Below are 21,880 nucleotides of genomic sequence, written 5' to 3' on the forward strand. Positions count from 1 at the left end.
AAAATTGGCCGATAAGAGGTGGACAACCGTCCTCATGAACACTCTAGTTGTGGCAACGGGTTTTGGGACAATGCACATGCTGGAGAAGTTCAAGAGTGTTGTCGTATCCCACTACGGGATAACCGAAGCCGCTATGGGCTACCAGCAGACCGCCTACGTCGTTGGTCTCTTTGTGGCGTTCCTTCTGGGTGGGACGAGTCTCTTCAAAGGCTCATTCAAGCGGAGCGTGACGATGATAGTCAGCTTCGCGGCGATACCCCAGTTCCTCATACCCTTCGTTGGGAACTGGTGGGGCGTTGTCGCCCTCAGGTTCTTCCAGGGATTCATCGTGGCGCTTATAGCGGTCTTCAGCAACCAGATCGGCAGACTCTTCCTTGCGGAGAGACCCTTTGCAAAGGGTATAATCCTCTCCGGAATCTTCTGGGGTGGGATCTACGGCATAAACCTTGCCAAGTGGGCCTCCCACACCTACGAGGGCTGGGAAGCGGTTAAAATCGCGTTCCTGATCTCGGCGGTCGTGATGTATGCCATGCTCGCCCTCTGGTGGCTCTTTGTTGAAGACTTCGAGATACCCAAAGAGAAGCACTCCTCTAGGAGGACAAACGTCTGGAAGATGCCCTTCACATGGGTTTTTGGATTCACGTTCTTCCCGGCGCTCTGGATAATATTCACTCTGGGCTCATTTACCCTCCACCATGCCGAGTTCACGGACTCACAGACGGCCAACCTCGTCATGGCCCTTGAAATCTCGATGGGCCTCTGGTCAATCATAATGGGATACCTCGGCTACCGCCTATCCCTCAGGAACACATCCAACAGGGGCCTGTTCAAGGCGATAGTCAGCGTCATGGTCATCTCCTACGCGGTAACTCTACTCGGCCTCGTCTTTGTCTGGAAGGGAATAAGCGCCAGCGACTACACCTTTGCCCTGCTCGGGTTTGCGGTAGCCGGGATTGTTCAGGGGACGGGGCCAGCATTCTGGACGACTGCACCAGCGGCGTATCCCAAGGAGATCTATCCCGAGGCGAGCTTTGCCCTCGGTCTTATCTCAAACAGCGCCAACGCGGTTGCACCGAACGTGATGTTCGTTCTCGTAAGCAGTGTTGCAGTTGGAATGGGAATATACATGGCAATGCCCATAATCGGAATACTGCTCCTCCTTACGGCATCCAGAATGAAACTCCCGGTGGAGGAGCTAGGAGAATGAAGACCAGAACAACTCTCTTCCTTGCTTTTCTTTTAATTACAATTTTCTTCGGCGGATTAGCCCTCTTAAGAGGCCCGGACTGGATGCTACTTCTCATTGGACTGATCCATGGTGTTCTCGCAGTGGGGATCCTAAGGGGAGTAAAGAACCTGATAAGAATCTCCGTTTACATAGCCCTGCTTGACTTTGTCTTTGGGATTATCTGGACGATTGGGATGCCCTCAGCCTCATCTATTACCCTGTCTCTTCTCGCGGGCCTAATCCTAGCGGTTCTCCTCGATGAAGAGGTAAGGGATGAACTTGAGAGATAAGAGAGGTCATGAACCAAGTAGCTGACTACTACCTCCTAGCGAGATTTATAACGATCTTCACGGAATTCCCTTCCACAATGCTCCCCTTTATCCAAACGTATTGATAAGACTCTAAATCCTCTTTTAGTTCCGGGCTGTCAATTATATGACCATACAGATAATCCACGAACTCTTTATGGAACGTAGGGTTATAATACTCTCCGAAATGCGGAAATTCCATGTGCCAGGTACTGCCATCAGAGTAGCCGGGAGGTAAGTACCTAGAGCTGTCCAGATTTGCAATTTGCGTATTTAGGTGGAGGTTAGGATAATTCTCCAAGAGTACTTGCTTCAAATCGGACACTATGTGCTGAATATCCGCCTGTGTGAAAACATAGTCATCCTGTTTAAAATCCTCAGCGGTAAGAGTCCCAACAGAGTTTACAGTTATTCCCTGTGATGTCTTTTTGATCTCATACACAGCAGCCTTAGAGATAATGAGGTTTTTCTCAAGACCATTTGAATTTTGGTTCCTCCAGTATGCCCAATCCTTCCAATAAGTGCCCAAATCCATAACTGGAGGGTGCTGATCAAGCATGAAGTACTTGTCATTCACCTTAATAGCGGTGACAACATGACCAATGGGATCATTTGAGAAATCAATGTCAAACACATAGACAGGGGAATACCCCATCTTAACCAACAGTGCCGCCGTGAGAAGGGCATAATCAACACAAACTCCCTTTCCACGTTCAATCGTTTCAAGAGGCGTTTGAATAGCCGTAGAAGGAGCCAAAGTCTTTGAGTAATCATAGGATATACGCTTATCTTCCCATTCAAGCACGTTCCAAGCACTCTCCTCAAGAGTGTCCTTTTTCAGTTGAGTAGCAAGAGGTTGGAGGCCCTCCATTATTTTTGGGTCGTTGAGGTAGCACTTGAGAGCTTTTTCCAGAGATGACGAAGCCCCACTACAAGAGAGCGGATTGGACTTCACCAAAGAATCCAGCGAACTTGAGTTAGCCTTAAGAACTGGCGCGTTTGATGGGAGCAAATTGCCCTTAAACACAGCCACTACGGCCAAGAGTATAATCACGATCGCGAGGGCAGATACGGCTTTCCAAGGGAATTTTTTCTCATCAGGTGGTGAGGATAGAGTCTTCCATGAATGTGTTGAACGCGAAGGAGCCGAAGCCTGCAGGGGTTCTATCTGCGAAGATTTATTTTCACGACGACGGCGCCCACTCTCAAGGAGTTTCCTACGAAGGCGTTCATCTTCTGCCCTCACTTTAGCTACTTCAGCTTTGACCTCACTTTTCTTCTCTTTGATGTACTCGCTAAGGCTAAGATACTGACCCATTTTCTCAGCGAGTTCCCACAATGCCTCAATAATTCTCCTGTTATCAGGATGATCTGGGAGTCTAGCCTCCACATCGACCATAATCTTGAAAAACTCGTCCAGAATAACCTTTCCGTTTCTAGGGAACTCCCGCTTGTACTCATACCAAAGATCGTCCCTCCACTGTTCTAGCCTGCTAGCTAGAGTATCTCCTATCGAGAAGTCAGTCCACTTTATTCCGGTGTATCCGTCACGACCATAGAGGGCCTTGCGAGTAGAACGTAGGGATGCAATAATCCAATTCAGGTCGGGATTGATAATCCGGGTAATGAAATAATGTATATCCTTTTCGTCTGGCATGATTACCACCATATATTGATTTCAAAAACATCATTACGCCAACATATAAGAACATTTCGCCACAGTGAACCGATAAAGCATGGCGATGAATATTCATGAGAAATCATTCAACAATAGGGCTTTTTGGGTGAAGAGATTCCAGAAATCGCCGTGAGGTTAGAATGGTGCGGTGGCCGGGATTTGAACCCGGGTCACCGGCTTGGAAGGCCGGTGTCCTAGACCAGGCTAGACTACCACCGCACTGCGAGAAAGTGGTGGGGCGAGGGGGATTTGAACCCCCGACACCCGGATCTTCAGTCCGGCGCTCTCCCAGGCTGAGCTACCGCCCCACGCTCCAGAAATAGGGAGACAAAGGGGATTTATAAATCTTGCGGTGATGACTCAGATCTTGGGCTCCACAGCATAGACCGTCTTATCCTCCCCAATACCCTCGATCAGGCCCCTGTGTCTCCGCACGCAGCTCTCGCACTCGCCGCAGTGGATCGGCTTCCCGTCCTCGGTGAAGCCCTTTGGCATATAGCAGGAGTTGGAGTACTCGTACTTAGCGTTTAGCTCCTTCAAGAGCCTTGCTATTCCCTTTTTGTCTAGATTTATTAGTGGTGCAACGACTTTAACCTCAGCCATTGTCCCATACCTGAGCATCTCGTTCATCTTCTCAACGAACTCTGGTGTGTTGTCCGGAAACGTTGCTCCTTCCTCGGCGTTGAAGCCGACCACTATATCCCCGCCGCCGAGGGCATCGAGGAGAGAAGCGGCAACTGCTATCAGAACGACGTTCCTAGCGGGAACCCACACGCTCTTGGCGGTCTCCTGAGCAACCCTTATATCCTCAAGCTCTTCTCCGGTAACCTTCGGCGTCTCTCCTCCGACTAGCGTCGTCCCGCGGAGCTTTGAGAACTCCTCCAGAAAGTCGAGCCTTACTATTTTGAGCGGGACGTCCAGCTCCTTCGAAAAGAACTCTGCCACCCTGTTAGTGACCTTCTCTTCATTGCTGCCGTAGTTAGCTGTGAGCATTATGACCTCATCGTAGTTCCTCTTCGCCCAGTAAAGGCAGGCGGTGCTGTCAAGTCCGCCGCTGAAGAGAACGACCGCACGTCTCATTTTTTTCCACCCGACCTATATCAAATTTTGATTGCTTAAAATCCTTTGGAATCTCAACATCACTTGTAACTTTTCATCCCCTCTTACTCCAGCGCCAGCCCGACTATCTCCTCCACGCTCGAAAACCCTTCCTCTTCAAGGTAGCGCTTGATACCCTCATTTATCTCCCTGAACACATTCCAGCCGCGGATGTAAACTGCGGTTCCTATCTGAAGTGCCGATGCTCCAGCCAGAAGGAACTCCACGGCGTCCTGCCATGTAGTTATTCCTCCAATACCAATCACAGGAATGTCAAGAGTTCTCGCGAGGTCATAGACAGCTCTCAGGGCAACGGGCTTGACGCCCGGTCCAGAGTAGCCGCCGACCCTATTGCTCAGTATGGGCCTTCTGGCGTAGATGTCTATCGCGATTGCCTTCAGTGTGTTTATCGCCGAGACAGCATCGGCGCCCGCCTTCTCCGCCACGAGTCCGAGCTTTGTTATATCATCAATGTTCGGTGTAAGCTTGGCTATAACAGGCTTGTCAGTGGCATCTTTAACCGCCCTGACGACCTCATAGACGTTCTCAGGTTTCTGGCCAAGTTCCATACCGTATCCCTTAGCGTGAGGACAGGAGAGGTTGAGCTCGAATGCGTCGGCAACGTCGCTCAGCTTCTCCGCTAGAAAGGCGAACTCCTCCGGTGTTCCACCGAAAATGGACACTATAAGGGGAAAATCAAACGTGTAGCCTTCAGCCATCTCAAGGAAGCCCTTCCAGCCAGGGTTTGGGAGGCCCATAGCGTTTATCAGCCCGTAGGGAAGCTCCACTATCGTTGGGTTGTCGTAGCCCTTTCTCGGCTCGATGCCTATTGATTTTGTAACCACACCACCGGCACCTTCTTCGTGCGCCCTTATCCACTGCTCCGGGACCTTATCGTTTATACCTGAAGCAAGAATGAGAGGATTCTCGAACTCTATGCCTAGGAGATTGATTGAGAGCTTTGTCACTTCAATCACCAACTCTGCTTAGCAGGAGACCGGTATAAAACCTTGACCCCCAGCAGGGGCAAAGCTTATAAAAGCTTTATCAGGTTAAAGATTCGGGCACGGGCCGGTAGCTCAGCCTGGTTAGAGCGCGGGGCTTTTAACCCCGTGGCCGCGGGTTCGAATCCCGCCCGGCCCGCCAGCAATACAAACTTCGCCTGCGCGAAGTTTGATCAAGGCTCATGGTTCCTCCCAAAATTGCTTTTCTATGGGGATTTCCACAACACACAAGATAGCATCAGTGAATTTCCTAAGTTTCAGCCTGCTGAAAAGGAGTTTCTAACACCCCGACGCCCTACGGGCGTCCATTACAAAGCAAACTCGCCTAAAACTAGCCTGTCAAAATTGAAATTCACAACCCAAGACAGCATTCAAAGGAAATCCTCTCAAAACAGCCTTTAATCGAGAACCACTAACCTTGATGAAACTTTGCCCAGCAAAGTTTCTTTGGGCAAGCTTTTTCCAAAAGCTTGCTAGAAAAGTTTTTATCGTATTCTTTACTATTCCCCAATAGGAGGAGGGATCGTCATGGAACCCCACGAATTCAAGCTCACCGAAGAGGGCATAAAGGCTGTTCTCCCACCCATGGAAGCGGAGATAATGGAACTCATGTGGCGTTTCAAAGTCGCGACCGCTGGACAGATATATGAAGAGCTGAAGAAGAAATACCCTGAAATCAGAAGATCAACCGTCAGCATACTGATGAACAGGCTCTGCGAGAAAGGGCTGCTGAAGAGAACAGTGGAGCGTGGAAGGGGTGGAATGAGATACGTGTACTCAATAACAACGACCAGGGAGGAGTTCGAGCAGAAAGTAGTCAAGAGCATACTGGACGCCCTAATGAACAACTTCAGAGAGGCAACCTACGCATACCTTTCAAAGATGAAAAAGTGATGATATATGATACCGCTCATCGTAGCCCTCGAGGTGCTGTTGCTGTACATATCTTTGGGAACGGTGGGAATAGCCGCTACTATTCTCGCTACGTTAACCCTTATGAGTATGTATCTAATGGCAACCAGGTATGGGGCTAATAACGGGCTTATCCCCCTCGATAAAAAGGAAATGAAGTGGCTCCATGAGGGTATAGAGAAGATGTCAAAAAAAGCTGGAATGAGAGTTCCAGTAGTGTACCTTCAGGATGACTACATCCCCAATGCATACTCTTTCGGTAGAAATATCGTCCTCTCACTGGGGCTTTTTGAGGTTCTGGATGATGATGAAATCCTGGCAGTTGCCGCACATGAGCTCGGCCACATAAAGAACGGGGACACAAAGCTGTTTCCAATGGTTACATACGGCCGGTATCTAATGCTCATAACAACCGTCCTGCTGATACTCGGCGGAAACCTAGCCGTCAGGATAGTTGCTCCCTTCCTGTACATTTCCTACGAGGCTTCGAGAATAAGCCTCATGAAGAAGAGAGAGTTCATGGCCGACGACACTGCACTGAGGCTGCTACCTACCCCAATGAGTCTCAAAAGGGCGCTTGAGGAGCTGAAATACTACGAAGACCTGAGGACGAGTGTAAAGATCAACGCCCTGCCGAGCATTGAACCCAGTATAGAGAGGGACCCGGGAACCAAACGGGTATCCTTTGTCGAGACCCATCCTTCCTACGAAGAAAGAATAATGAGGATCACTATGTACATCACAAACCTCAACAAACGCATCCAGTGATGGTTATGTCAAAGATAGAGATAAAGCTCGATCATGAAAAGGCCGAGAGGATAAAGAAAATCAGACCGACCAAGGACGAGTACTTCATGCTGATAGCAAAGCTCGTCTCCCTCCGGGCAACCTGCCCACGGCTCAGAGTTGGAGCGGTAGCAGTGAAAGACGGCTACATCCTAGCAACGGGATACAACGGTGCACCTAGGGGTATGAATCACTGTATTGACGTGGGCTGTCTTATTGTGGATGGACACTGTCACAGGGCAGTCCACGCCGAGCAGAACGTCATAGCGATGGCGGCAAGGAAGGGCATAAGTCTTGAAGGGGCGACGCTTTACGTCACCCACTTCCCTTGCGACACCTGCTTCAAGCTCCTGATAAACGCGGGCATCCGTGAGATAGTCTATGAAGAAATGTATCCCAACGAGGCCACCGAGATACTCCTGAGGGAAGCGCAAGAAAAGGGAATAGTGAAGATCAGACAGTTCAAGCTCAAAAAGGAGAGGGTTAGGCTGTTCCTGGAGGAGCTGTTTGGAGAGGACTTTTAGTGCCTTTCCTCAACTTTAACCTTTTCTTCCAGCGCCTTGAGCCGCTCGTTGATTTCTTCGAGCTCTATGGCAACTTTCCTCGTTAATTCGGTTATCTCCCTTTCAGTCCTGTCGATTTTCAGGTAAAGGTCAAAGACGATAAAGAACAAGAGACCGATAGACACCACAAAAAGAGCATCCAGCCCCCTTCCAAGACCCAGCAGATCCTTTACCGCTTGAGATACCTGAATTGGGAAGATTGCAACAACGACAAACACAAGTATAAGTATGGCCCACGATATTCCGCTCTGCCAGTCCAGTCTCCCTCCGGAGTAGTCGCGGTATAGTCTAAGGAGGAGGTACGCGAGAACTAACAGTGCTATGGCCTGAGCCGCGTACATAATACCTCACCTCAGTTTATCAAACAGCAGGTTGAGGGCTATTTTAATACCCTCAAGGACGTTTGTCCCCTTTCTCATCGAATACTCCGTATAGACAGCCTTTATCGGAACCTCCACAATTCTGCAACCGTTTTTAACGGCTTCAATTATAATCTCACTTGAAACCGCATACCTGTCGCAGGTAATCCTGATCTTTGCGGCACACTCACCGCTGAAGCACCTGAGCCCGCTCTGGCTGTCGCTGACGTACTTACGTGCAAACAGCGCAGTTATGAAATCGAGGACTAAGTTTCCAAACTTTTTGACAAGGGGCATCTGACTGGTGTCTCCTTTAAGGCGGGAGCCGACCGCAAAGTCCGCTTTTCCCTCCGCAACGGGCTTCATGACATTCAGTGCGTCGCTTATCAGATGCTGGCCATCGGCGTCGAAGGTAAGAACTATTTTAGCGCCCTTTCTTACTGCGTAAGCGAGCCCCGTACCGAGCGCCCCACCGAGGCCTCTGTTTACGAGATGGGTGAGAACGTGGACACCAAAAGACCTCGCTATCTCTTCAGTTCTGTCCTTTGAACCATCGTTGACAACGACTATTTCTTCACGCCTAAAATAACGCAGGAGGTCGGTCAGAACCGAGCCTATTGTCTTCTCCTCGTTATAAGCAGGAACAACGACGTAGCTCGACAGCAACCGCTCCATTAACGGAATGAAATCCTCCATAGTGGAAATTTCGAAGTTGGGGAATGCCTCGACCGAGAAGCTCATCCTTCCGGCTTCATGGGACGTCACCAAGAGACTGAGTGCACCGGCGTTCTTTGCAGCTATGACATCGTAGCCGTGATCCCCTATAACCAAAGTCTTCTCGGGGAGGATTCCAAGGGCATCCAGAACCCGCTTTATCTGTCCCCCATTTGGCTTCAACTGGTCTGGGGGAACATCTTCTCTCGCCACAATGATGTCAAAGTAGTCAGCAATGCCAGTTTTCTGAAGGGAGAAGAGGGCGGCATCCCTTGAACTCCTGGTTACAACTGCCATCCTGATTCCCTTCTCTCTCAAGAACTCGAGGGACTCATGAACTCCTTTGAACAGGAAGGCGTCTTTCATCCTGTCGGTCTCAAGCTCGACCTGTATCGAATGGAGTTCGTCAAAGGGAATGCCCGTTTTCTCGGAGATTTTAATCAAGGTCTCGTACATGGGTGTTAGGTCTCCAATAAGCTCTTCGCTTATGCCCATCTCCCGGAGTCTTTTTCTAAGCTCCTCCTTGACTTCAGAGAACGCCTTTGGGGCACCGACCAGCGTGCCGTCGAGGTCGAAGACCACCAGTCTGATGTCCATACTACCACCGAAGGGTTTATTTTCTGCAGTTCCAAAGGAATGCGGTGTCAGTAATGGAAGCGGCGGCTCCCCTTATAGCCTTAACTCTCTCGGCGGTACTAACCCCCTATCTCGCTGGACTCATGAAAAGGGCTGGAATAGTTGGAAAGGACATACACAAGTTGACCAAGCCCGAAGTCCCCGAAATGGGTGGGTTATCACTGCTCATCTCTATCGGAACTGTGTCATCTCTAATCGAACCAAGGATTGGTCTCGTTTTTCTCTTGTTTGGGATAGTGGGAATCGTTGACGACTTAACGGCCCTAAAGCAGTCCCACAAGGTTGCTCTGTCCTTGATAGTCGCTTCACCGGTGATGTTTTTTGACGTTCCCCGATATGTGGACGTATTCGGATTCCCCCTTAATCTCAGAGTTATCTACCCTCTGGTAGCCCTTCTGTATGTAGTGGGCTCGGCAAACCTAGTGAACATGCTGGCAGGTTTTAACGGACTGGAGGTCGGGACGAGCGCTATCGCGCTGGCTTTTCTGGGGCTACTCACAGAGGGAACAGCCAGAGAGCTGGCCTTTACCGGTGCAGCGGCAGCCCTAGGCTTTCTCTGGTGGAACAGATATCCAGCCAAGATATTTCCCGGCGATACTGGAACCCTGAGCCTTGGGGCACTTATTGGACTCGTTGTAGTTGTTGGGAAGGTTGAAGCCTACGGGGCAATTCTTCTAATACCCCACTTCCTGGACTTTACCATAAAGGCCGCTGGAGTCAGATTCGGGGTCAGAAAGCATGGAAGAACCGAGATCCTGCCCGACGGGACGCTAAAGGCACCACCTTATCCAAGCTTTCTGGGAATGATAATGAGAAAAGTACGCGTGAACGAACCGAAGCTGGTCGCAATAGTGTGGGCCATAGAGTTCATTCTTGGCCTTCTCGCCCTTGCTCTGAGTCGATTACTTTGACCATACCAAAACCGTAGCGGGTCTTCTCGCCAAAACCAGCCTCATAGCCTAGTCGCGCCAGTTCCGGTGAACCCGAGTACTTGAAAACCATGAGGGAACTCCTATAATAGGTATCCTTGACGAGGATTCTCACGGGCTTAAACTTCAGAACATCAATTTTAAACTCCTTGTCCTCTGGCATTTCACCGTAGATGCTCGAATACCTCATGAGCATTATTTTCCGGAGCTTGTCGAAGAACATCTCATCATCTGGATAGAGGTCCCACACTTTCATTCTGCCGTTGACAAACTTAACCGTTCGCACGAGGATTGGACTGAGAGTTGAGAAGAGAACTGGGCCTTTAAGCTCAGGCTCCTTCAGGACCTTAACATCGTCCGCGATAAAAACAGCATCCTTAATCTTTAGGAGGGGATCATCGAGAAAGCCCTCAGCAATGGCATGAATAACATCGGTGGAATGGGACGACACATAGAGAGAAACGTCATCGGAGAGAACCCTAATGCCCGCCTCTGGAATAAGCTCCCTCTTCCTGACCATTATCCTGGAGAACGTAAAGTAATCAACACCGCTGGATTCGACTTCTTTGCCGAGCTCTGGGGAGACCAAATAAATCTTCTCCAGTAACTGAGAAAAGACCTCATAATTGTAGTTAAACGGGAGAATAGTACCCACTTCAGCGGGCCTGAGCTTTATTTCAATCCTCATTATTGATCCCTCCAATATAGTGCCAATGTATTTAAACGTTAAAAAGGTTAATAAGTGTTTCGAAGTCGGATTTGAAGACTATTGTGAATCAGTGGGTTATAAACTACCCTCGGCTAAAAGTTGTCACACTCTGAACTTGGTATCGGCTGATATGGATAGAGTTAAAAAGAGTCCCAACTAGGTATACATCAGGAGAGAAGTCAGAGGTGAGAATGCATGAGTATTGAGAACACTGACGTTCACCCGGAGGGTTACGATGATTACGTCACTTTCCTCAAAAGGAGAATCAGGCAGCTGGAGTTACAGGTGAGAACACTTGAGGCAGACAAGGAGAGACTTGAGAGGGAGCTTTCAAGGCTGAGAATGGAGATGTCAAGACTCAGACAGCCGCCGGCCTTTGCAGGGAACGTCATAGAGGTGCTCGACGACGAGAGGGCTATCGTTCAGAACTACAACGGGCCGCGCTTCGTCGTCAGGATAGCACCGTGGATAGAGAGGGACAAGCTCAAGCCAGGAGCCAGGGTGGCGCTCGACCAGAGGACGATGGCGATAGTGGAGCTCCTGCCGAGCGAGAAAGACCCGAGCGTCCTCGGTTTCGAAGTCATTGAAAGGCCCAAGGTCACTTACAACGACATAGGCGGACTTGAGAAGCAGCTCCAGGAACTCAGGGAAGCAATAGAGCTCCCGCTCAAGCACCCGGAGCTGTTTGAACAGGTCGGCATCGAGCCGCCGAAAGGAGTTCTCCTCTACGGTCCGCCGGGCTGTGGAAAAACTCTGATGGCAAAGGCAGTTGCCAACCACGTCAACGCCACTTTCATCCGCGTCGTCGGTAGTGAACTGGTCAGGAAGTTCATCGGAGAGGGTGCCAGACTGGTCCACGAACTCTTTGAGCTTGCCAAGGAGAAGGCACCCACGATAATCTTCATAGACGAAATAGACGCCATAGGCGCAAAGAGAATGGACGAAACCACCGGCGGCGAGAGGGAAGTCAACAGGACTCTTATGCAGCTCCTCGCTGAGATGGACGGCTTCGACCCGAGGGGCAACGTGAAAGTCATAGCGGCAACTAACAGGCCGGACATACTTGATCCAGCTCTGCTCAGACCCGGAAGGTTCGATAGGCTAATAGAGGTTCCACTCCCGGACTATCACGGCAGGCTGGAAATACTCAAGGTCCACACGAGGAAGATGAACCTCAGGGGGGTTGACCTGCACGTTATAGCCGAGATAACCGAGGGAGCAAGTGGAGCCGACCTCAAGGCCATAGCTACCGAGGCAGGCATGTTCGCCATCAGGGACAGAAGGACGTACGTTACGCAGGACGACTTCCTCAAGGCCGTGGAGAAAGTCCTCGGCTCTGAGAAGAGACTGGCCCAGCAGATAGCGATGCACGAGGTAATGTACGGCTGAAGCCCCTCCTTTTTTATTCCTGATTTTAAAGCGAGCATTTACAATAGTACAGTCTTTCTGGGCTTGTTTCAAGGTTTTTTCCTTTTCAGAAAGCTCTCAATCCACAGTATCACCCACGCGAGCAGATACATTACGGGAATAGATAAGAAAGCATGCCTGTAGCCAAAGATATCTATAAGCAGGCCTAAGAGATAAGGCCCAACCGTCGCGCCGAAAAACCCAACCATATTAACGAAGCCCATGACTGAACCCAGGTTTTCTGGACTTGCTTTCTCTGAGGTGTAAGCAGTAACTATTGGGCCCACTGAGTAGAACGTAAGCCCGAGGGGGATTATAATCCAGGGAGATGCTGTTACTGCAAGGAGGAACGTCAGCAGTGCATTTAACACGAATACCAGCGGGACGCTTCTCCTTCCCGTTCTATCGTAGATCATGCCACCGAGGAAAGAGCCGGCCACCCCCACAACCGAGAGTAAAGAGAAAAGACCCGAGGCAATTTCGAGGGAGACTCCCGAGTGTACCAGGAATGACACCAGAAACGTTAGAAGGCCAAAGAATGCCGCGAGCGCAAGGAAATTCGCAGCGCTTAGGGGGAGAACGTTCATCGGAATCGAGAGTGAGGCATTATACGGCTTCGAGACTTCTCCCTTGACAGCGAAGGTAAGGGCAACTCCAACAAGGAGGCTCATGGAAGAGAGTACCGCAAAGGCGTACCTCCACTGGAGGGAGAGCGCTATGGGTACGACTATCAGGGGAGCGATCCCACTCCCTACTGGCGGCCCGACCATGAAGATGCCCATAGCTGAGCCCTTCCTCTCCCGGTAGACCTCGCTTATGAGGGCTGTCGCTGGGGCATAGTAAAGGCCCGAGAAAACTCCATAGAGAGCCCTAACCGCCAGAAGCTCCCAGTACTGGCGCGCGAAGACTATGAGCGCAGAAGAGAGGGAGTACCCTATAATGCTCACCACTAAGAGGCGCTTCCTTCCGAGCCTGTCTCCAAGATAGCCCGCGGGTACCTGGATGAGTGCATAGGGAAGTAGCAATGCAGTCATCAGCAGGCCGGCCTTGGCGTTGGCTATACCCAGCTCAGCTTTTATAATGGGGATGAGGGGAGGTATTGCCATCCTGTGGGCGTAGTTGAATATCCAGCCGAGGGAGAGCAGCAACAGGAGTTTCTTCCGCATGGGTTCGACAAAAGATGAAACGTTTAAAAGTTTGTTGGACAACAAAGTAAGTTTATAAAAGGCGCGGGCAACCAGTTACGGGAGAGGGCATGGTCAGCAAACTGCTCGCACTTGAGGCTTATCCATCACTCAGGGATCTGGACTTCAGGATACTGAGGGGAGTAGAGCTCAACATGCGTCACCACAGGTGGGTTCCCCTAGAGGACATAGCCCGCTTTGCCAGGGTGGACGTTGAGACAGCATCCTTCAGACTTGGAAAGCTCGACGACTGGGGGCTTGTTGTCAGGAGGAGCGACATCGGCTACATAGGCTACCAGCTCACGATACACGGCTATGACGCATTGGCAATCAGGGCTCTCGCCAAGAAGGGAGTTATAGAGGCTATAAGCACGACTCAGATAGGTGTTGGCAAGGACGCTGATGTTTACGTTGGAGTAACTCCGTCTGGAGAAAAGGTAGCGGTTAAGTTCAACAGGATAGGGGGGAGAACGGCCTCAAGAAGGGCCGGCTACCACAGTCACGTCTTCCAAGACAAGCACCACACCAGCTGGCTCTACGTTTCGAGGCTGATTGCCAAGAAGGAGCACGAGGCCCTTGTCCTGCTCAGCCCAATAGCGAGAGTTCCGCGACCGATAGCATGGAATCGGCACGTCGTCGTAATGGAGTTTGTGGAAGGAACAGAACTGGCTGAACTCAGGGACACTGATTTGAGCAGAGAGGAAGCAGAGAGGATACTCGATAGAGTCCTTGAAGAGTACCTCAAAATAGTGCACTTTGGCATAGTTCACTCGGACATGAGCGAGTTTAACATAGTCCTGACTAAAGACGGGGACATCCTGATAATAGACTGGGCGCAGTACATCACCACGGCCCATCCGGAGAGCTACGAACTGCTGAAGAGAGACATAATAGTCCTTTTGAATGCCTTCAGGAGAAGGTGGAGAGTAAAAAAGGAGTTTGAAAAGGTCTGGCCGGAGTTTGAATCAGCCTGGAAGGTAAGCAGGGGGGAGGGAAATGGTAATTAAGTACGAGCCCCTCAACAGGAAGGAGAGGATAGCAAGGCTCTTCAGGGAGGCCATAGAGGCCGAAAACCAGAAAGACCTTGAAACTGCCAAGAAAAAGCTCGACGAGATACTCCACGAGAGCATGGAGGAAGAGCCCGAGCTGTACTTTGAGGCCTGCTTCCGCCTCGCTGATATCTTCCTCCAGGAGGACAACTATAGGGGAGCGGTTAAGTGCGCGCTTAGGGCTATTTATAACGCACCGAACGATGATCTGTTTCGCCTTGGGTTCAAGAGATTGGCGGATATTCTCACGATAATCAAAGACGCTGGAAGAGAACTGGAGCTCACAGAGAACATGGATTCACTCAGAGTTCTCCTCAAAGAGGACGAACTCCTCAGCTCGTTCCTTGAAGCCCTAATGAAAGCAACAAAAGGAGAAGAAGTCAGCGTGGAGTTTCCTGTCAAGGAGATGAACGAGGCACTGGAAGCGCTCAAAGGATGAAACTCATGACCCTCTCTAGGTCTTCCCTTTTTGGTGCGAACGGGTAGTTGTAGGGTTCCTTTCCAGGTCTCTCGTTGTAGTAGGGCCTGTTACAGCCTGGACAACCATGGGTCATGAAAACCGTCGAAGGGATTTTCTTAACTTCGTCCTCGGAGAGTGCAAAGCCCTTGATGGAGTCTCCATCGAAGACTATGGCATCTTCTTTCCCGATGCTCACGAGGTATTTAGCAAGCTGGATCTTTCTGTAGCGTTCAAGGCTCGGGGGCTTCAGCTTCTCAAGGCGCGTTCTCTTTACCGGTGTGAAGGCGAATATGGAAACATCAGCGCCGATTTCCCTCGCGCGTATGAAAGTTTCCACAAGCTCTCTATCAGTCTCTCCCATGCCAACAATGACATGAATTAAAGCACTCCCGTTGCCAAAGACCCTGATCACTCTGCCCGCAAAGTCCCACACTTCCTCCCATGACAGGTCTGGTTTTATCTCCTTAAAGAGCCTCTCGCTGGCAACGTCAAGGCCGACACCTATGTAGTCCACGCCGAGCTCCTTGAAGCGTTCAAGTGTCTCCGAATCAACAGGTGTTATCGAGACCGAAATCGGGAGATTAAGGTCGGAGAAGGCCCCAAGGAGGTCAAAAACATCCTCAACCATTCCTGGATAATCAATGGTCTGGAGGCAGATTCTCGCAAAGTTTCCCCTCTTCAAACCTTCGAGTACATCCTCCAGCCCGAAAGCGGGCCACACAACCCTCGACAGCTTCTCAAGGTCTGCCCGACTTGAACGGGCCTGGACGCAGAAGGCGCAGTCGTTGGAGCATCTTCCCGGCCAGTAGGTCATGAGGTAAGCAGTAGTTGGTCTGGCAAGGAGTTTCGCCCTGATTAGGCCCATAACTATTGCGGTTCCATAGGAGACCCTCACCATTTCAGGCATCTACGTCACCCTTAATCTTCGGGATTAGGATGTTTATAAGTGCCACTCCAGCTATGAGTGGAAGCAACGGGAAAACCGCGCCGTATCCATTAAGGTCCGCAACGTAGCCAAGGGCGACTTGGCCACCCAGTGTGCCAAGGTCGAAGAACATCGTGTATATGCTTGAACCCATTGCGCGGATTTTTCCCGGAAGGGGAGCGAGGGCCATCATCTGCATCGCGGGAACGGCCAGACCAAAGCCCGCACCGATGAGAACGGCACTTATGTAGGACTCTGGCGGCAGAATCCTGTAGTTGAGAAAGACGTAGCCCGTTATAACGACCAGAATTCCACCAAAGGAAACGGGAACCGGACCAATCTTGTCCGCGGTCTTACCCCCAATTAACCTGGTTGCGAAGCTTGAGGCACCAACCACCATCATATAAAGGCCGAAAGCCCTCTGTGGGAAGCCGAGGTATTTATAGAAGGCCGGGAGGTATGTTGTTATGCCCGAATAAGAGGCCGAGAAAAAGAGGAGTGCCAGTGAAGTAAAAACGAACGAGACTTTAAGAAGTGCCCTATAACTGACGCTCTCTCTGGAGGATTCTTCGTCGCCAGTTATTCTTCCTACCTCTCTCCACACGGGGATTATAAAGCCCGCGCCGATGAGAGAGAACAGAGACACGAAAGAAAATGCTCCAACAAAACCAAGGTAGTCGGAGAGATAACCACCCAGAGCAGGACCAACGATGTTACCGAGCGAGAACATCATGCCGCGCCATCCGAGGGTCTCACCCACTCTGCCGGGGGGAGCCAGATCAACGGCAGTGGAGAGGCTTGAAGGGAAGAATATCCCCATTGAAAAGCCGTGGAGTGCTCTGGTGAACGCGAAGAGTACGAGGTTGGATGTATAAGCAGAAGCGACGTAGAGCAGGCCGCTGAGGAGGGACAGCACGTTTCCGACTATCATCATCTCAAGACGGTAGCCCCTATCCCCGATGAGGCCGCCAACCGGCTTTGAGACGAGTGACACAAAAGATGTAACACCCGCGACGAGGCCGACAACGAATGGATTTGCACCGAGTGTTATTGCGAAGGGGGAAACTATAGGGTTGGTTAAGCTAATCCCGAGGAAGAAGAAAAACGTCGAAAGGTTGAGGAGCCAGATGTTTCTGAGCGTTTTTTCCACTAAACACCAGCCTCCGGCTCGTCCATTCCGTCCTTCATGAAGGCGTAGCTCATGTGCTTGGTGTTCTTGGCGAAGCCGACGTTGCCCTTTGCATCGACCATGATTATACCCATCGTATCCGGACCAAAGTACTTCGTGGCGAGCCCTATGGCGGCTTCGCTCGCCGTCTGAGCGTCCATACCGAGCCTGACGAAGTCGGTAGCACTCTTTGCCAGTGCGAGCTTTATTGCCACTTCGCCGAGGCCGGTGCAGGAAGCTCCGGCAACTTCGTTTGCGTACGTTCCGCCGCCGATGATTGGAGTGTCCCCCACCCTGCCGAACATCTTGAGGAAAACTCCACCAGTTGAAGTTCCGGCAACGACCTCTTCGCCGTCAAAGGCCACAGCGCCAACCGTGCTCCTCAGGACTTCCGGATACTCCTTGATCAGCTCGTTGAGCTTCTTCCAGTGCCTCGTTTCGCCCTTCTCTATGAGCTTCTTCCTGAGCTCTTCCCACTGCTTGAGTCTCTCCTCTGTTATCGGATCGTACTCCTCAAAGCCGAGCAGTCTGGCAAACTTAACTGCCCCTTCACCTATCAGGAGAACGTGGTCGGTCTTTTCCATAACCTTCCTTGCTACGCTTATCGGGTTCCTGACGCCCCATATTCCGGCGACTGCACCAGCGTCAAGCGTCTTGCCGCGCATTATGGCAGCGTCCATCTCAACCTTTCCGTCGAGGGTCAGAACGCTCCCCGTCCCTGCATTGAAAATAGGGTTGTCCTCAAGGGCTTTAACTGCCTCCTCAACTGCATCCAGCGCGGAACCCCTCTTCAGCTCTCTCCAGCCGGCGAGAGCAGCCTCCCTAACACCCTCAATGACCTTGGGTATTCTCTCCTCCTTCCTTATTGTCCCAGCCCCACCGTGGACTATGATGGCAGCCATGAGAATCACCGAGAAGAGTTTCCTCGAAAGGTTAAAAGAATTATGGAAACGACTAGCTGAGAGCCATGTTTATTATGGTCTCGCCGATGTTCTCAAGGTACTCGAGGATTCTGCGGTAGCTCTCCATAGCTATTGACCTGTGGTAGTCTATGGACTTTATCTCATCCTTAAGCTCCAGCATTAGCTTGTCCACTTTCATAAGGTCCCGCTCCTCAATCTGGTCAAGCATCTGGCTGAACTTCTCCTTGAGATAGGGAACGTTTATCCTGTCGGGATTCTCCGCGATTCTTATGAGGTGGTCTCCAATCCTCTCAATGTTGCGCACTATGAAGAGTATGCCGATTAGGTCGAAGGTTCTCCTTATTATGCCGCTCTCCTCGGTGATACCGCGTTTTGTCAGGAGCCTGCTGACAGTCCGGATTATCAGGAAGTAAAACCTGTCGAGCTCGCTTTCAAGGTCGTTAATGTCCCTCAGGATTTCCTCGTTTCCAGGGGATTGTATCAGGAGCTCAATATCACCGAGCATTGAGAGTATTAGGGAGCGTATCCTGTTCAGGAGTTCCGCTAGGTTCACCTCATCCTCATCGAGAAGGCTCTTGGCGACTATCCTGGTCGGCTCGTCCAGTATTATCTCAACTCCCGGGAGGCTCTGAAGGGTTTTCCTCAGCTTGACCTTGTATATAGGCATCTCCTCTGTGAGGTTTATCTCAAGAACGTCGTAGCCCTGAATGTAAGCAGAGATGACGAGCCTTATCGCCATATCCGGGGAATATTTCTTTGAAATTGTCAAAATCTTCTTTTCACTTACCTCTTTGACCTCCTTTGGGAAGATCGTTATGCTGCCATCGGGGTTCACAACGAGAGGAACGGCATCACCCTGCTTGAGGTTGTTCATCTTGACCCATTTTTTTGGGAGGGAGATTATGTAGGAACTCCTCCCCGTAAACTGAATCTTTCTAAACTCCATATTAACTCACCCCATCTATATAGCAACTACAAGAAGAAGGGAGAAGATATAAAGGTTGTGGAGAACATTGAGACGTTCATTCTTTCGACAGCTCAACACCCCTCTCAAAGGCCCTGAAGTTCATCTCCCAGAGCTTCTCCCTGAGGGTCAGCTTGATGCCCTCAAGGATGCTCTCCTTCCTGAGCGGAATCAGTTCCTTCCCATAGGCGTACCCAAGCATGAGGACTCCAAGGGTTCTCGGGTTTATTTTGTCCGCTTCCCTCTGGAAGTTCATCATATCTACCGGACAGATTCGTCCTATAGCCTCTCTTATCTCGTCCAGCTCGGGATAGCGCTCCTTGCCAACGAGGGTCGTAGCGGTGTGTATTGGATAGGCGTTGATTATAGCGTGGCTCTTTTTGCTCAGAAAGCGAGCGTTCCTCAAAGCCTCGGCCGGTTCAAGGGCGAGCATCAGATCCGCTTCCCCTTCCCCAATGAGGGGAGAATACACTTCCTCACCGAAGCGGAGGTAGCTCAAAACGCTCCCATAACGCTGGCTCATCCCAAGGGTCTCACCGATTCTGACGTTGTAACCTTCTACCATGGCCGCGTTCCCGACTATTCTGGAGAGGGTCAAACCGCCCTGACCGCCGACACCGGTTATGATGAGGTTGAACTCCATTTCCACCACCGGGAAAAGTTTGAGAAGAAACATAAAAACCTAAGCTCAAAAAGGTTCGGTCAAACTATCAGTTTCTCGAATATCCTGAGCTTTTCCCTCTCCTTTAGCTTAATCCAGTCAAAGATCGAGCCCGAACTTTCTCTAAGCCTGAGCGTCTCAACGAGCTCCCGGTATTTTCCGCCGGCAATGCCGTTCGCTATTATCGCGCTCCCCTCAGCTGCCTCCTTCGCCCTTGCCCTGCTCTCGAGCTTAAGCACCTTCACTGAGAAGCCGTAGGCTTCAAAGGCGTTTTCAAGCGCCTCCTTAACGTCCCTGAAGAACTCTGGAATCCTCGAGAAACGGCCGCTCAGGTATATTGAGTCTGGTTTTACAGAGGGTAACAGGGCAAAGACGTCCTTGACTATGGCCTCTATCATCGCTTCGTAGCCTTTCCTCACTTCCTCGTCTTTCTTTGCCAGCCTAACGAACTCCTCGGGGGAGACGCTGAATGGGTCTATTCCAGCCACGTAGGCCGCCCCACCCTGGAAAAGCACCATCTTCCCGAAGTCCTCCAGGGCATTCGCCAGGGCATAGGCCAGCTCGCCGTCCATGAACCCCATCCCAAGGTAACCGGGGAATCCAGCGGTGCCCGCCATGCCGTCAACGATCTGGCCGTTCTTAACTGCCATGGCAGAAGTGTAGGCGAAGCCTATCTCGACCGCTATGAGGTTGGTCTCAGAATAGGGGACTCCCCTCCTCTCGGCCTCCCTAACTATGGCAAGGGCCGCTGTGAAGACCTTGTCAGCCGTTCCGAGGTCGATCCTGTTGGCCTTCCTCCACTCCGGAACCGTTGGGAGGTGAATGACTCCCGGAGTGAAGTAGATGTTTAGGTCTTCAGCTTCTCGCATCATGAGCATCAGTTCCCTGAGGCCAACTATCTTGAGCCTCCTCCTCACGTCGGCCTCCGTTATGAAAGTCGCCAGAGCTATCTCGGCATCGGTGGCTTCCCTGGCAGGTTTTAAGGGAATTCCATAGCCGCAGGGGCCAACTATGGCATCTATCTTTCCGTACTCATCCTGAACCTCCCTGAGAAGTTCGATTATTATTCCCGGATTCTCTGTAACGCGGTTCCTGTCCACGGAAGCGTCTATTATGATTTCTCCAGTCTCGTCGTCGAAGCCGAAGATGTCCATGCTCTTCGTCCCGGAGTCAATCCCAACCGCCTTAACCATCCAGCACCACCATTCCCCTGTTGTCGGCCTTCGTAATGAAAACCTCACCACCGTCGCCGTTCTCCCGCAGGAAGGCTTCAACCTCTGCCCTGAGCCTTTCAGCATGTTCAATACCATCAACAAGACCGTAGAAAGTCGGCCCCCAGCTCGTCTGGCAGGCGCAGTAGGCCCTTTCGAGCATCAGCTTGATTCCCTCGTTCACTATGTCGCAGCAGTAGACGTTCTCCTGGTAGTCACTCCAGAACTCGCCGAGGAGATGGTTGAACTGGTACAGACCTTCTCCGAAGGTTTTGATGTCCCGCTCAACGAAAGCGGGAAGGATCTTCATGAGGACTATCCGTGAAAGCCTGTCGGCCAGCTCCGGCGGCATCTTCTTCAGGTTTCCGAGTATCTCGTCCTCCCTCTTCCTGACCTCTGCCAGGGCTTTTCTCGGCGTCTCTGGGATGGCAACCACGAAGAGCCAGTTATCGGGCATCTCTCCCCTGAATATCAGTGGGGGAACTACTTTTTCCCGCTTATCAACCGGGAAGCCGCCCTCGTATATGAAGCCTCCAACCTTAACGGCGTAGAAGCCCAGGGCCGTTATAAGGCCTCTACGCATGGCCAAAGCAACATCCTCAAGAGACAAGCCGAGACCGTAGAGTTTGGATATGGCCGCCCCCATGGTTAGCGCAAGGGTCGTGTGAAAACCAATCCCAACCCATTTAGGAATGTACCTGTGGACAGTAATCTCAACCGGCGGAAAGTCGTAGGACTCCCTGAACCGCTTTAAAAACCTGAGGACATCAGGATCATTTGAGATGTCCCTATCGGATTTCCTGACCTCTATCTCCAGCGAAGGAATCTCGATGGCAAAACCAACTGTCCCGTAGAGCCTGCCCATGTCACCGCTGAGGTCGGGGTTCCCAGTGTGAAGATGAGCCGGCGCTTTGATTCTGATCAAATTCACCAACATCACCCCAACGGGGTTTCAATGGAGGTCATTAAAAATCTAGCCCGCGGGTTAGGTATATAAGGTCTCA

General features: G+C 51.1%; 23 protein-coding genes and 3 tRNA genes. 10 read left to right on the forward strand and 16 right to left on the reverse strand.

Translation table 11 applies throughout. The annotated features are described in order from the left end of the window. Window positions 1-4 precede the first annotated feature (4 nt). The gene (locus A0127_RS04035; protein WP_231855803.1) at window positions 5-1,207 is read left to right on the forward strand and encodes an MFS transporter; all 1,203 of its coding nucleotides are present in this window, start codon (window positions 5-7) and stop codon (window positions 1,205-1,207) included. Beyond that, window positions 1,204-1,518: a hypothetical protein gene (locus A0127_RS04040; RefSeq protein ID WP_062388277.1), complete on the forward strand. Its 315-nt coding sequence runs from the start codon at window positions 1,204-1,206 to the stop codon at window positions 1,516-1,518. The genes A0127_RS04035 and A0127_RS04040 overlap by 4 nt, the downstream gene beginning before the upstream one ends. A gap of 28 nt (window positions 1,519-1,546) precedes the next feature. Here the strand turns inward: A0127_RS04040 and A0127_RS04045 are convergent, their stop codons facing one another. The 5 genes from A0127_RS04045 to A0127_RS04065 all read right to left on the reverse strand — a co-directional run bounded on the left by A0127_RS04045 (window position 1,547) and on the right by A0127_RS04065 (window position 5,286). Continuing rightward, entirely contained in the window at window positions 1,547-3,193 is a 1,647-nt protein-coding gene (locus A0127_RS04045) for a transglutaminase-like domain-containing protein (protein WP_062388280.1), read from the reverse strand. A gap of 162 nt (window positions 3,194-3,355) precedes the next feature. Further along, window positions 3,356-3,433, reverse strand: a tRNA-Gly gene (locus A0127_RS04050). A 12-nt stretch (window positions 3,434-3,445) separates the two neighbouring features. Continuing rightward, window positions 3,446-3,522 (reverse strand) — tRNA-Phe (locus tag A0127_RS04055). A 52-nt stretch (window positions 3,523-3,574) separates the two neighbouring features. Beyond that, window positions 3,575-4,294, reverse strand: coding sequence for a 7-cyano-7-deazaguanine synthase QueC (queC, locus tag A0127_RS04060; RefSeq protein ID WP_062388283.1), 720 nt, complete (start codon window positions 4,292-4,294; stop codon window positions 3,575-3,577). A gap of 83 nt (window positions 4,295-4,377) precedes the next feature. After that, complete coding sequence (locus tag A0127_RS04065; RefSeq protein WP_197463604.1) at window positions 4,378-5,286, reverse strand: dihydroorotate dehydrogenase; 909 nt, start codon at window positions 5,284-5,286, stop codon at window positions 4,378-4,380. Between the two features lie 94 nt (window positions 5,287-5,380). On the opposite strand from A0127_RS04065, the gene A0127_RS04070 reads away from it, so the two are divergent. The 4 genes from A0127_RS04070 to A0127_RS04085 all read left to right on the forward strand — a co-directional run bounded on the left by A0127_RS04070 (window position 5,381) and on the right by A0127_RS04085 (window position 7,538). Beyond that, window positions 5,381-5,458, forward strand: a tRNA-Lys gene (locus A0127_RS04070). Between the two features lie 386 nt (window positions 5,459-5,844). Continuing rightward, a complete protein-coding gene (locus A0127_RS04075; protein WP_062388287.1) occupies window positions 5,845-6,210 on the forward strand; it encodes a BlaI/MecI/CopY family transcriptional regulator in 366 nt (121 codons plus the stop codon). A gap of 6 nt (window positions 6,211-6,216) precedes the next feature. Then, complete coding sequence (locus tag A0127_RS04080; protein WP_062388290.1) at window positions 6,217-6,996, forward strand: M48 family metallopeptidase; 780 nt, start codon at window positions 6,217-6,219, stop codon at window positions 6,994-6,996. Beyond that, on the forward strand, window positions 6,996-7,538 hold the full coding sequence (locus A0127_RS04085; protein ID WP_231855804.1) for a deoxycytidylate deaminase: 543 nt from the start codon (window positions 6,996-6,998) through the stop codon (window positions 7,536-7,538). Before A0127_RS04080 ends, A0127_RS04085 begins: the two co-directional genes overlap by 1 nt. On the opposite strand, the gene A0127_RS04090 is transcribed toward A0127_RS04085, so the two are convergent. Together A0127_RS04090 and A0127_RS04095 are read right to left on the reverse strand one after the other, a co-directional pair. Beyond that, the gene (locus A0127_RS04090) at window positions 7,535-7,918 is read right to left on the reverse strand and encodes a DUF2304 domain-containing protein (protein ID WP_062388295.1); all 384 of its coding nucleotides are present in this window, start codon (window positions 7,916-7,918) and stop codon (window positions 7,535-7,537) included. The two genes, A0127_RS04085 and A0127_RS04090, sit on opposite strands and share 4 nt — an antisense overlap. A 6-nt stretch (window positions 7,919-7,924) precedes the next feature. After that, on the reverse strand, window positions 7,925-9,247 hold the full coding sequence (locus A0127_RS04095; protein ID WP_062388298.1) for an HAD-IA family hydrolase: 1,323 nt from the start codon (window positions 9,245-9,247) through the stop codon (window positions 7,925-7,927). A 53-nt stretch (window positions 9,248-9,300) separates the two neighbouring features. On the opposite strand from A0127_RS04095, the gene A0127_RS04100 reads away from it, so the two are divergent. Further along, window positions 9,301-10,197 carry an MraY family glycosyltransferase gene (locus A0127_RS04100; protein WP_062388300.1) on the forward strand — a complete coding sequence of 299 codons (897 nt, stop codon included), beginning with the start codon at window positions 9,301-9,303 and terminating at the stop codon, window positions 10,195-10,197. Here A0127_RS04100 and cas6 read toward each other — a convergent pair. Beyond that, the gene (gene cas6 / locus A0127_RS04105; protein WP_062388302.1) at window positions 10,154-10,903 is read right to left on the reverse strand and encodes a CRISPR-associated endoribonuclease Cas6; all 750 of its coding nucleotides are present in this window, start codon (window positions 10,901-10,903) and stop codon (window positions 10,154-10,156) included. The genes A0127_RS04100 and cas6 overlap by 44 nt on opposite strands. 216 nt (window positions 10,904-11,119) lie before the next feature. Here cas6 and A0127_RS04110 point away from each other — a divergent pair, with 216 nt between their 5' ends. Then, window positions 11,120-12,313: a proteasome-activating nucleotidase gene (locus tag A0127_RS04110; RefSeq protein WP_062388305.1), complete on the forward strand. Its 1,194-nt coding sequence runs from the start codon at window positions 11,120-11,122 to the stop codon at window positions 12,311-12,313. Window positions 12,314-12,381: 68 nt separating this feature from the next. On the opposite strand, the gene A0127_RS04115 is transcribed toward A0127_RS04110, so the two are convergent. Further along, window positions 12,382-13,497, reverse strand: coding sequence for an MFS transporter (locus A0127_RS04115; RefSeq protein ID WP_062388306.1), 1,116 nt, complete (start codon window positions 13,495-13,497; stop codon window positions 12,382-12,384). 89 nt (window positions 13,498-13,586) lie between these two features. Between A0127_RS04115 and A0127_RS04120 the strand changes: the two genes are divergently transcribed. Both A0127_RS04120 and A0127_RS04125 read left to right on the forward strand, forming a co-directional pair. After that, entirely contained in the window at window positions 13,587-14,522 is a 936-nt protein-coding gene (locus A0127_RS04120) for a serine/threonine-protein kinase RIO2 (RefSeq protein WP_062388308.1), read from the forward strand. After that, window positions 14,512-15,003, forward strand: a complete 492-nt coding sequence (locus A0127_RS04125; RefSeq protein ID WP_062388311.1) for a hypothetical protein — start codon at window positions 14,512-14,514, stop codon at window positions 15,001-15,003. The genes A0127_RS04120 and A0127_RS04125 overlap by 11 nt, the downstream gene beginning before the upstream one ends. Here the strand turns inward: A0127_RS04125 and A0127_RS04130 are convergent. The 7 genes from A0127_RS04130 to A0127_RS04160 all read right to left on the reverse strand — a co-directional run bounded on the left by A0127_RS04130 (window position 14,993) and on the right by A0127_RS04160 (window position 21,801). Further along, complete coding sequence (locus tag A0127_RS04130; RefSeq protein WP_062388314.1) at window positions 14,993-15,931, reverse strand: radical SAM protein; 939 nt, start codon at window positions 15,929-15,931, stop codon at window positions 14,993-14,995. The two genes, A0127_RS04125 and A0127_RS04130, sit on opposite strands and share 11 nt — an antisense overlap. Next, window positions 15,924-17,099, reverse strand: coding sequence for an MFS transporter (locus A0127_RS04135; protein WP_062388317.1), 1,176 nt, complete (start codon window positions 17,097-17,099; stop codon window positions 15,924-15,926). The genes A0127_RS04130 and A0127_RS04135 overlap by 8 nt, the downstream gene beginning before the upstream one ends. Further along, entirely contained in the window at window positions 17,099-18,019 is a 921-nt protein-coding gene (locus tag A0127_RS04140) for an isoaspartyl peptidase/L-asparaginase family protein (RefSeq protein ID WP_062388321.1), read from the reverse strand. Before A0127_RS04140 ends, A0127_RS04135 begins: the two co-directional genes overlap by 1 nt. A 52-nt stretch (window positions 18,020-18,071) precedes the next feature. Next, window positions 18,072-18,986: a phosphate signaling complex PhoU family protein gene (locus tag A0127_RS04145; protein WP_062388324.1), complete on the reverse strand. Its 915-nt coding sequence runs from the start codon at window positions 18,984-18,986 to the stop codon at window positions 18,072-18,074. A gap of 76 nt (window positions 18,987-19,062) precedes the next feature. Continuing rightward, a complete protein-coding gene (locus A0127_RS04150; protein WP_062388332.1) occupies window positions 19,063-19,647 on the reverse strand; it encodes an indolepyruvate oxidoreductase subunit beta in 585 nt (194 codons plus the stop codon). 59 nt (window positions 19,648-19,706) lie between these two features. Continuing rightward, window positions 19,707-20,858 (reverse strand): DUF1464 family protein, encoded by a 1,152-nt coding sequence (locus tag A0127_RS04155; protein ID WP_062388335.1) that lies wholly within the window; start codon window positions 20,856-20,858, stop codon window positions 19,707-19,709. Beyond that, window positions 20,851-21,801, reverse strand: a complete 951-nt coding sequence (locus tag A0127_RS04160) for a beta-ribofuranosylaminobenzene 5'-phosphate synthase family protein (RefSeq protein WP_231855819.1) — start codon at window positions 21,799-21,801, stop codon at window positions 20,851-20,853. Before A0127_RS04160 ends, A0127_RS04155 begins: the two co-directional genes overlap by 8 nt. Window positions 21,802-21,880 lie beyond the last annotated feature (79 nt).

The sequence above is a fragment of the Thermococcus peptonophilus genome, assembly GCF_001592435.1.
GTDB lineage: Archaea > Methanobacteriota_B > Thermococci > Thermococcales > Thermococcaceae > Thermococcus > Thermococcus peptonophilus.

Bases quoted from the DNA above. Each gene is read 5' to 3' on its own strand.
- A0127_RS04040 (WP_062388277.1), top strand. From the start codon at position 1,204: ATGAAGACCAGAACAACTCTCTTCCTTGCTTTTCTTTTAATTACAATT.
- A0127_RS04045 (WP_062388280.1), bottom strand. From the start codon at position 3,193: ATGCCAGACGAAAAGGATATACATTATTTCATTACCCGGATTATCAAT.
- queC (WP_062388283.1), bottom strand. From the start codon at position 4,294: ATGAGACGTGCGGTCGTTCTCTTCAGCGGCGGACTTGACAGCACCGCC.
- A0127_RS04075 (WP_062388287.1), top strand. From the start codon at position 5,845: ATGGAACCCCACGAATTCAAGCTCACCGAAGAGGGCATAAAGGCTGTT.
- A0127_RS04080 (WP_062388290.1), top strand. From the start codon at position 6,217: ATGATACCGCTCATCGTAGCCCTCGAGGTGCTGTTGCTGTACATATCT.
- A0127_RS04085 (WP_231855804.1), top strand. From the start codon at position 6,996: ATGGTTATGTCAAAGATAGAGATAAAGCTCGATCATGAAAAGGCCGAG.
- A0127_RS04090 (WP_062388295.1), bottom strand. From the start codon at position 7,918: ATGTACGCGGCTCAGGCCATAGCACTGTTAGTTCTCGCGTACCTCCTC.
- A0127_RS04095 (WP_062388298.1), bottom strand. From the start codon at position 9,247: ATGGACATCAGACTGGTGGTCTTCGACCTCGACGGCACGCTGGTCGGT.
- A0127_RS04100 (WP_062388300.1), top strand. From the start codon at position 9,301: ATGGAAGCGGCGGCTCCCCTTATAGCCTTAACTCTCTCGGCGGTACTA.
- cas6 (WP_062388302.1), bottom strand. From the start codon at position 10,903: ATGAGGATTGAAATAAAGCTCAGGCCCGCTGAAGTGGGTACTATTCTC.
- A0127_RS04110 (WP_062388305.1), top strand. From the start codon at position 11,120: ATGAGTATTGAGAACACTGACGTTCACCCGGAGGGTTACGATGATTAC.
- A0127_RS04115 (WP_062388306.1), bottom strand. From the start codon at position 13,497: ATGCGGAAGAAACTCCTGTTGCTGCTCTCCCTCGGCTGGATATTCAAC.
- A0127_RS04120 (WP_062388308.1), top strand. From the start codon at position 13,587: ATGGTCAGCAAACTGCTCGCACTTGAGGCTTATCCATCACTCAGGGAT.
- A0127_RS04125 (WP_062388311.1), top strand. From the start codon at position 14,512: ATGGTAATTAAGTACGAGCCCCTCAACAGGAAGGAGAGGATAGCAAGG.
- A0127_RS04130 (WP_062388314.1), bottom strand. From the start codon at position 15,931: ATGCCTGAAATGGTGAGGGTCTCCTATGGAACCGCAATAGTTATGGGC.
- A0127_RS04140 (WP_062388321.1), bottom strand. From the start codon at position 18,019: ATGGCTGCCATCATAGTCCACGGTGGGGCTGGGACAATAAGGAAGGAG.
- A0127_RS04145 (WP_062388324.1), bottom strand. From the start codon at position 18,986: ATGGAGTTTAGAAAGATTCAGTTTACGGGGAGGAGTTCCTACATAATC.
- A0127_RS04150 (WP_062388332.1), bottom strand. From the start codon at position 19,647: ATGGAGTTCAACCTCATCATAACCGGTGTCGGCGGTCAGGGCGGTTTG.
- A0127_RS04155 (WP_062388335.1), bottom strand. From the start codon at position 20,858: ATGGTTAAGGCGGTTGGGATTGACTCCGGGACGAAGAGCATGGACATC.